This window comes from Saccharopolyspora cebuensis (assembly GCF_039542665.1).
In the GTDB taxonomy this organism is placed as follows: domain Bacteria; phylum Actinomycetota; class Actinomycetes; order Mycobacteriales; family Pseudonocardiaceae; genus Saccharopolyspora; species Saccharopolyspora cebuensis.
In genome coordinates this window covers 1-7,687 of record NZ_BAABII010000024.1, presented here as the reverse complement: position 1 = coordinate 7,687, position 7,687 = coordinate 1, and the positions used below count along the sequence as shown (strand labels likewise).

Here is a 7,687-nt window from a genome sequence, read left to right as displayed (position 1 = left end):
ACTCCCTACCCCACAACGGAAGTTGCAACGACCCCCTGAACCCAAGGCCCCTCACTCCGCGTGAAGCACTCGATCGGGTGGTCAGCTTTGCATGGGGAAGCCGGCGAGGCCCTTCCAGGCCAGGGAGGACATCAGGCTCACGGCTTCGTCCCGGCTGATCGAGTGCGGCGAGTCGAGCCAGTAGCGCGCGGTGGTCTGGCTCAGGCCGACCAGGCCCACCGCCAGCAGCCGGGCCCGTTCGGCGTCCAGCCCCGCGTCGGCGGTCACCGCGTCGGTGATCGCGTCGATGCACCCGGCCAGCGAGGCGTCCACCGCCTTCTCCACGGCGGGCTCCCCGCGCAGGTCGGACTCGAACACCAGCCGGAACGCCTGGCCTTCGCCGCCGATGAACTCGTAGAGCGCGCTGATCGCCGCGCGCACCCGCTGCTTGTTGTCCGGGGTCGAGGCGATCGCCTCCCGGACCCGGGTGACCAGCTCCGTGCCGTGCTTGTCCAGCAGCGCCAGGTACAGCTCCAGCTTGCCCGGGAAATGCTGGTAGAGGACCGGCTTGCTGACCCCGGCGCGTTCGGCGATGTCGTCCATCGCCGCGGCGTGGTAGCCGTTGTGCACGAACACGTGCTGCGCCGCCTCCAGGAGCTGCGCTCGGCGTGCGTCGCGGGGCAGCCGCACTCCGCGGTTCGGCTGCGCGGTCTCGGTCATCCGTGCCTCCACCCGGTTCCTTCCCCTGCTGCGGGCCGTCCGACAGACTTTACTCGCCGGTAGAAGGCGCCACCGGCATCCCGGCGCGATGCGCGTCATGCTGGACGGGTGACCACGACATCGCCCGCGGTGCCGCTCGGGGCACGCGAACTGACGAGAGTACCGCTGCCGGACGACGGTGTCGGGCAGGTCGATCTTTCCGCGACCCCGCCGCCCGGCCGGTTCGCCGAGGTGCTGACCCGCTGGGGACCGCTGCGCGTGCACGTGCGCGAGACGCCCGGGCCGCCGGGCGCGCCGATCGCCGTGCTGCTGCACGGGCTGGCGGGGTCCTCGACGAACTGGACCGACCTGGCCGACGTGCTGCGCGGGCACCTCCGCGGCGTCGCCGTCGACCTGCCCGGCTTCGGCTGGTCCGAGCCGCCCGACGGGTTCCGGTTCGACCGGCACGAGCACGCCGAGGTGCTCATCGCGCTGCTCGACCGGATCGGCGAGCCGGTGCACCTGGCGGGCAACTCCTACGGCGGCGCGGTGGCCGCCGAGGTCGCTGCCCGGCGACCGGACCTGGTGGCCGGGCTCGTGCTGATCTCGCCCGCGGTGCCGGACCTGCGCCCGAGCCCGTCCCGCATCTCCGACCGCAGGCTGATCGCCGCCGCGCTGCCGGTGATCGGCGCGCGCGCCCGGCGGCGGCTGGCCGAGGTCACCGCGCGGGAGCGGGCGGAGCGGCTGGTCCGGCTCGTCTTCGCCGAACCCGAGGTGGTGCCGCCGCACCGGCTCGCCGAAGTCGTCGAGGAGCTGCGCGAGCGCGAGGTGCTGCACTGGGCCGGGACCGCGCTCAACCGCACCACCTCCGAGCTGGTGCGGTCCTGGGTGCAGCCGCCGTCGCTGTGGCGGAGCCTGACCCGCGTCCCGGCGCCCGCCCTCGTGGTGTGGGGCAGCGAGGACGCGGTGATCAGCGCCCGCAAGGCGCCGCGCACCGCTCGGGCGCTGCCCCGGGGGCGGCTGCTCGTGCTGCCGCGCACCGGTCACGTCGCCCAGCTCGAACGCCCCCGCATGGTGGCCCGCGCGCTCCTGGGGCTCGTCCGGTCCGGCGACTCCTGGTGACCCGCCGCGTGCGGTGATCACGCGGAGTGCCCACTGCTCGGCGGGAAGATCGGAGCGCTGTGGCACCCTGAACGGCGTGAGCCGTCCGCGCCGACCTCGTCCGCCCGCTCCCGGTCCTGATCCCGGCCCGGGGCGGACGCGCGTGGTGCCACCGCGGCCCGACCGCGCGGAACCGCTCGCGGCGTCGTGGCGCCCGGTGCCCGAGCCGGAGGAACCGACGCGGCGGCGCGGCATCTTCTCCCGCTACGGCTGGCGGATCTACGCGGTGCCGCTGCTGGCCGTGATCAGCGCGCTGGCCGTGTTCCAGACCGTGACGCCCGGTGGCCGGCCCGCCGAGCAGCCCCGGGCGGCGTCCGGCGCGACCCCGGAGGACGAGCCGATCGTCACCGAGGCGCCCGCCGGCCAGACCTACCCGACGGAGATGTTCTCCGCCGAACTGCCGCAGGGCGGCCCGATCCCGGAGGCCGGGGCCCGCACCTACGAGGTGTTGCCCGGCACCTCCCCGGTGGTCGGTTCCGGTGAGCTGTACCGCTACACGGTGGAGGTGGAGGTCGGCGTCACCCTCGCCGAGGGCAACCAGACCTTCGGCAGGCTGGTGCAGGAGACGCTGTCGGATCCGCGGAGCTGGACCAACCCGCAGGCGGGCGGGATCTCGTTGCAGCGGGTCGACTCCGGGCGCCCGGACTTCCGGGTGATCCTGGTGAGCAGGCAGACCGCCCGGGAGGCGTGCGACTACAGCGCGGGGGTCCCGTTCGACAGCTCCTGCCGGATGGGGGATCAGGTCTACATCAACGCCGCCCGCTGGGTGCGCGGGGCGGTGTCGTTCCAGGGCAACTTCGGCGATTACCGCCGGTACGCGATCAACCACGAGGTCGGGCACGTCTTCGGCAACCCGCACGTGGCCTGCCCGGCGCCGGGCGCGCTGGCGCCGGTGATGATGCAGCAGACCTTCAGCGTCTCGAACAACGAGCTGCACGAGCTGAACAAGATCGCCGACCAGGGCGCCGCGATCCCCGCCGACGGGTTCGTGTGCAAGCCGAACGCGTGGCCGTTCCCCATCGTCGACGGCGGGACCTGAGCCGCCGCCGAGCTGCTGTGGGGCGGATCTCCCCCTCCCGGATGGTGGGAGTGGTTTGGGTCCCGGAAGGTTGTCGGCCACTCTTGCGTTGAGATTCCGTGCGGGCCCGCGTGAGCGGGTGCCCGGCAGGACGCTTCGGTCCCGCCGCCGCGCCGGGTGCGTCCCGGGCTTCGCGCGGCGGTCCCGACCATCGAGGAGGAGCTGGGAATGTCCGGCGCAACGTCGCTGCCACCGCTGGTCGAACCGGCGGCGGAGCTGACCAAGGAAGAGGTCGCGCGCTACAGCCGTCACCTGATCATCCCGGACGTCGGGATGGACGGTCAGAAGCGGCTGAAGAACGCGAAGGTGCTGGTGGTCGGTGCCGGTGGGCTCGGCAGCCCCGCGCTGCTGTACCTGGCCGCGGCCGGGGTGGGCACGCTCGGCATCGTGGAGTTCGACGAGGTCGACGAGTCGAACCTGCACCGCCAGGTCATCCACGGGCAGTCCGACCTCGGGCGGTCCAAGGCCGAGTCGGCGAAGGAGTCCGTCGCCGAGGTCAACCCGTACGTCCAGGTCAACCTGCACCAGACGCACCTGACCTCGGAGAACGCGCTCGACATCTTCCGGGACTACGACCTGATCCTGGACGGCACCGACAACTTCGCCACCCGGTACCTGGTCAACGACGCCGCGGTGCTGCTCGGCAAGCCCTACGTCTGGGGTTCGATCTTCCGGTTCGAGGGCCAGGCCAGCGTGTTCTGGGAGGAGCACGGCCCGAACTACCGCGACCTGTACCCCGAGCCGCCGCCGCCCGGCATGGTGCCCTCGTGCGCCGAGGGCGGCGTGCTCGGCGTGCTCTGCGCGTCGATCGGCTCGATCATGGTCAACGAGGCGATCAAGCTGATCACCGGCATCGGTGAGACGCTGCTCGGCCGCCTGATGATCTACGACGCGCTGGAGATGTCCTACCGGACCGTCAAGATCCGCAAGGACCCGAACGCCGAGAAGGTCACCGAGCTGATCGACTACGAGGCGTTCTGCGGCGTGGTCTCCGACGAGGCGCAGCAGGCGGCGATCGGCAGCACCATCACCCCGCGCGAGCTCAAGGAGAAGTTCGACCGGGGCGAGAAGTTCGAGCTGATCGATGTCCGGGAGCCGCACGAGTACGAGATCGTCAAGATCGACGGCTCGACGCTGATCCCGAAGGACCGCATCCTCTCCGGCGAGGCGCTGGCCGGGCTGCCGCAGGACCGGCAGCTCGTGCTGCACTGCAAGTCCGGTGCCCGCTCGGCGGAGGCGCTGGCCGCGCTGCACCGGGCCGGGTTCTCCGACGCGGTGCACGTCGGCGGCGGTGTCCTGGGCTGGGCCAACGAGGTCGACCAGAGCCTGCCCACGTACTGATCGCGGGTCGGCGGCGGACGGGGGAGCGGCGCCCGTCCGCCGCCGCGCGCGGAGCGCCTGCTGTGGATTCCCGATCGATCGGGGTAGCGTCTGCCCCGTGAGTCCTACGCCGGAGCCGCCCCCGCCGCACGTGCGCGCGGCGTTCGGTGCGCGCGTCGACGACCCGGAGCTGCTCGCGGGCGGGGTCGCCTGGCGCTGCGGCGAGATCCTGCTCAAGCCCGCCGTCAACACCGCCGAGGCGGCCTGGGTCGCCCAGACGCTCGACCTGCTCGAACCCGACGAGGTCCGGGTGGCGCGTCCGGTCCGGTCCACCGACGGGCGGTGGGTGGTGTCCGGGTGGTCCGCCAGCCGGAACCTCGACGGCAGGCTGGAACCCCGGCACGACGACGTGGTGGCCGCCTCGCTGCGGCTGCACGCCGCCAGCCGCTTCCTCGCCCGGCCGCGGTTCCTCGCCGCCCGCCAGGACATCTACGCGCTCGCCGACCGGATGGCCTGGGGCGACGAGGAGTACGTGCTGCCCGAGGAGAAGGGCGGGCGGCTCTACGACGTGCTCGCCGGCTCCCGGCGGGAGGTCCAGCTCCCGGCCCAGGTGGTGCACGGCGACCTGTTCGGCAACGTGCTGTTCAGCGACGGCAGCGCCCCCGGGATCATCGACTTCACCCCGTACTGGCGCCCCGCCGAGTGGGCCGCCGCGGTCGCCGTCCTCGACGCGCTGGCCTGGGGCGGTGCCGACGCGGCGATCGTCGAGCGCTGGTCCCACCTCTCGGAGTGGCCGCAGGTCCTGCTGCGCGCGCTGCTGTTCCGGCTCGCCGTGCACGCGCTGCACCCGCGCTCCACGTCGACCTCGCTCACCGGGCTGGAACGCGCCTCCCAGATGGTCCTCGAGGTCCTCTGACCGATGCCCCCTCCGACCGATGCGCGAGTGCGCTCCTGGTTGGCCGACCGCGCCGTCGCGCTCGACGCCGATCCGGCGCCGCTGCGGCGGGTCTGGGACGGGGTCCGGGTGTTCGGCCTCGGCGAGGCGGTCCACGGCGCCGGGGAGTTCTTCGCCCGCAAGCACCGGCTGATCGAGTTCCTGGTCACCGAGCTCGGCGTCCGGGTGGTGGCGATGGAGGCCGCCGGATCGGCGGCGCGCGCCGTCGACGACTACGTGGTGCGCGGCGTCGGCGACCCCGCCGAGGTGCTGGCCGGGCTCGGTTTCTGGACCTGGAACACCGCTGAGGTGCTGGCGCTGCTGGAGTGGCTGCGCGCGCACAACGCGGCGCGCGACCTCGCGCAGCGGGTGCGCTTCACCGGTATCGACCCGCAACTGCCCGGGAGCTCCGCGACCGCCCGGGCCGCCGTCGATTCCGTCCGGGACTTCCTGGCCGCCGCGGCGCCCGAGTCGGCGGCACGGCACGCCGACGACCTCGAAGCCGTGGCGGGCAGCCGGGTCACCGGTCCGGCGCTGCCGCCGTCGGTGCTGCGCACCGCCGAGGACGTCGCCGGGATCGCGCACGCGCGGTCCGCGCCCGAGCCGGTCCGGGAGCACGCTGCGCACCTGGTCCGCGCCGCGCGGCTGGCCACCGCGGACCGGTCGGGACCGGATTCGGTGTACTCGGTGCGCGACCGCCTCATGGCCGAAGCGGTGGCCGAGGCGGCCGGCTCGGGTCCGGTCGCGGTCTGGGCGCACAACGGGCACCTGCGTTCGGGGTCCGCGGTGGACGGTGTGCTGCCGATGGGCGCGCACCTGCGCCGCCGGTTCGGCGCCGGGTACTACGCGCTGGGCCTGGTGTTCGGTTCCGGCCGCTTCTGGGCCCGCCGCGCCCGGTGGTCGCGGCGCACCCCGACGCGGCCGGTCGAGCACCGCCGGGGCCCGGCCCCGCCGGTCACCGCCGAAGGCCGGCTGGCCGCCGCGCACCTCGGCGACCACCTCGTCGACCTGCGCGACGACGACCCGCCGCCCGCCGCGGCCGAGTGGTTGCGGTCGCGCACGTGGACCCGGCAGCACGGTGCCGTGGAGTCGCCGTTCTACCGGCTCGGGTACACCCCGACCGTGCTGGCCGAGGACTACGACGGGCTGGTCCTCGTGGAGCGGATCACCCCGTCGACGCTGCTCGGCTGAGGACGCTGCCGGCTCCGCTCGCTGACGGCGGTCCCCGCTCGTGGCGGGGAGGGTGATCGGGGTGTGAGGATGGTGGGGTGGACGAGCAGGAGCCGCTGCGCGGGTTCACCGTCGGGGTGACCGCCGAGCGCAAGGCCGAGGAGATCGCCGCGGTGTTCCGGCGCCGGGGCGCCGAGGTGCGGCTCGGCGCGGCGCTGCGCACGGTGCCGCTGCCGGAGGACGGCGAGCTGGCCGCCGCGACCGACGCGGTGCTGGCCGCGCCGGTGGACCGGGTGGTGGCGATCACCGGCGTCGGCTTCCGGGGCTGGGTCGAGGCCGCCGCGCAGCGCGGCGTCGGCGACCGCCTGCTGGCGCACCTGCGGTCCGCGGAGGTCCTGGCGCGCGGGGCGAAGGCCCGGGGCGCGGTCCGCGGCGCCGGGCTGACCGAGGGCTGGAGCGCCGATTCCGAGGAGTCGGCGGAGGTGCTGGACCACCTGCTGACCGACGGCGTGGCGGGGCAGCGGATCGCGGTGCAGATCCACGGCGAACCGATGCGCGGGTTCCGCGACGCGCTCACCGCCGCCGGCGCGGAGGTCGTGCCGGTCCCCGTCTACCGCTGGACCGACCCGGCCGACCTGGCGCCGCTGGACGCCGTGATCGACGCGGCGATCGCGGGCTCGGTGCACGCGCTGCCGTTCACCAGCGCCGCGGCCTCGGCCAACGTGCTCGGCCGGGCCGACCGCACCGGCCGTGGGGAGGAGCTGCGGCGGGCGGTGCGCGACCGGGTGCTGGTGGCCTGCGTCGGACCGGTCACCGCCGCGCCGTGGGCCGACGAGGGACTGCCGCACCTGGTGCCGCCGCGGTCGCGGACCGCCGCGCTGGTGCAGCTGGTCGTCGACGAGCTGCCCGCGCGCTACCCGCTCCAGCGGTAGCGGCGCATGTCCACCTTGCCGCCGTCGGCGAGCACGCCCTCGGCCCGCAGCAGTTCGAGCTGCCGGTGCCGGAGGTGTTCGGCGGTGGTGCCGCTCGCGCGCAGCACGCGGAACCAGGGCAGGTCGGCGCTGTCCTCGCCGAGGATGCGCCCGACCAGGCGGGGTGAGCGGATGCCCGCGAGTTCGGCGACGTCGCCGTAGCTCAGCACCCGCCCCGGCGGGATCGAGGCGACGACCGACCGCACCCGCTCCCAGATCTCCTCGTCCACGCCGCCGAACCTACCGGGTCGCCGATGCCCGCCGACCGAACCGTCCGGCAGCCGACGCCGACCGCGCCCTCACCCGTTCGAGTCCTGAGTGAGGGGCGGTGGTTTCAATTGGTCGTTGCAACGTGGCCGGGTGTGGACAGTAGTT

Annotated in this window: 8 protein-coding genes; 6 read left to right on the top strand and 2 right to left on the bottom strand. The window is 74.2% G+C overall.

The features are described from left to right. Positions 1-81 precede the first annotated feature (81 nt). Positions 82-699: a TetR/AcrR family transcriptional regulator gene (locus ABD976_RS27980; protein ID WP_345368069.1), complete on the bottom strand. Its 618-nt coding sequence runs from the start codon at positions 697-699 to the stop codon at positions 82-84. A gap of 108 nt (positions 700-807) precedes the next feature. Between ABD976_RS27980 and ABD976_RS27975 the strand changes: the two genes are divergently transcribed. The 6 genes from ABD976_RS27975 to ABD976_RS27950 all read left to right on the top strand — a co-directional run bounded on the left by ABD976_RS27975 (position 808) and on the right by ABD976_RS27950 (position 7,273). Beyond that, positions 808-1,800: an alpha/beta fold hydrolase gene (locus tag ABD976_RS27975; protein ID WP_345368068.1), complete on the top strand. Its 993-nt coding sequence runs from the start codon at positions 808-810 to the stop codon at positions 1,798-1,800. 145 nt (positions 1,801-1,945) lie between these two features. After that, positions 1,946-2,878, top strand: a complete 933-nt coding sequence (locus tag ABD976_RS27970) for a DUF3152 domain-containing protein (protein ID WP_345368067.1) — start codon at positions 1,946-1,948, stop codon at positions 2,876-2,878. 207 nt (positions 2,879-3,085) lie between these two features. Then, positions 3,086-4,258 carry an adenylyltransferase/sulfurtransferase MoeZ gene (gene moeZ, locus ABD976_RS27965; protein ID WP_345368066.1) on the top strand — a complete coding sequence of 391 codons (1,173 nt, stop codon included), beginning with the start codon at positions 3,086-3,088 and terminating at the stop codon, positions 4,256-4,258. A gap of 97 nt (positions 4,259-4,355) precedes the next feature. Continuing rightward, positions 4,356-5,153 (top strand): TIGR02569 family protein, encoded by a 798-nt coding sequence (locus ABD976_RS27960; protein WP_345368065.1) that lies wholly within the window; start codon positions 4,356-4,358, stop codon positions 5,151-5,153. A gap of 3 nt (positions 5,154-5,156) precedes the next feature. Further along, positions 5,157-6,362, top strand: coding sequence for an erythromycin esterase family protein (locus ABD976_RS27955; protein WP_345368064.1), 1,206 nt, complete (start codon positions 5,157-5,159; stop codon positions 6,360-6,362). A gap of 77 nt (positions 6,363-6,439) precedes the next feature. Then, positions 6,440-7,273: a uroporphyrinogen-III synthase gene (locus ABD976_RS27950; RefSeq protein ID WP_345368063.1), complete on the top strand. Its 834-nt coding sequence runs from the start codon at positions 6,440-6,442 to the stop codon at positions 7,271-7,273. On the opposite strand, the gene ABD976_RS27945 is transcribed toward ABD976_RS27950, so the two are convergent. Continuing rightward, complete coding sequence (locus ABD976_RS27945; RefSeq protein WP_345368062.1) at positions 7,255-7,542, bottom strand: MGMT family protein; 288 nt, start codon at positions 7,540-7,542, stop codon at positions 7,255-7,257. The two genes, ABD976_RS27950 and ABD976_RS27945, sit on opposite strands and share 19 nt — an antisense overlap. Positions 7,543-7,687 lie beyond the last annotated feature (145 nt).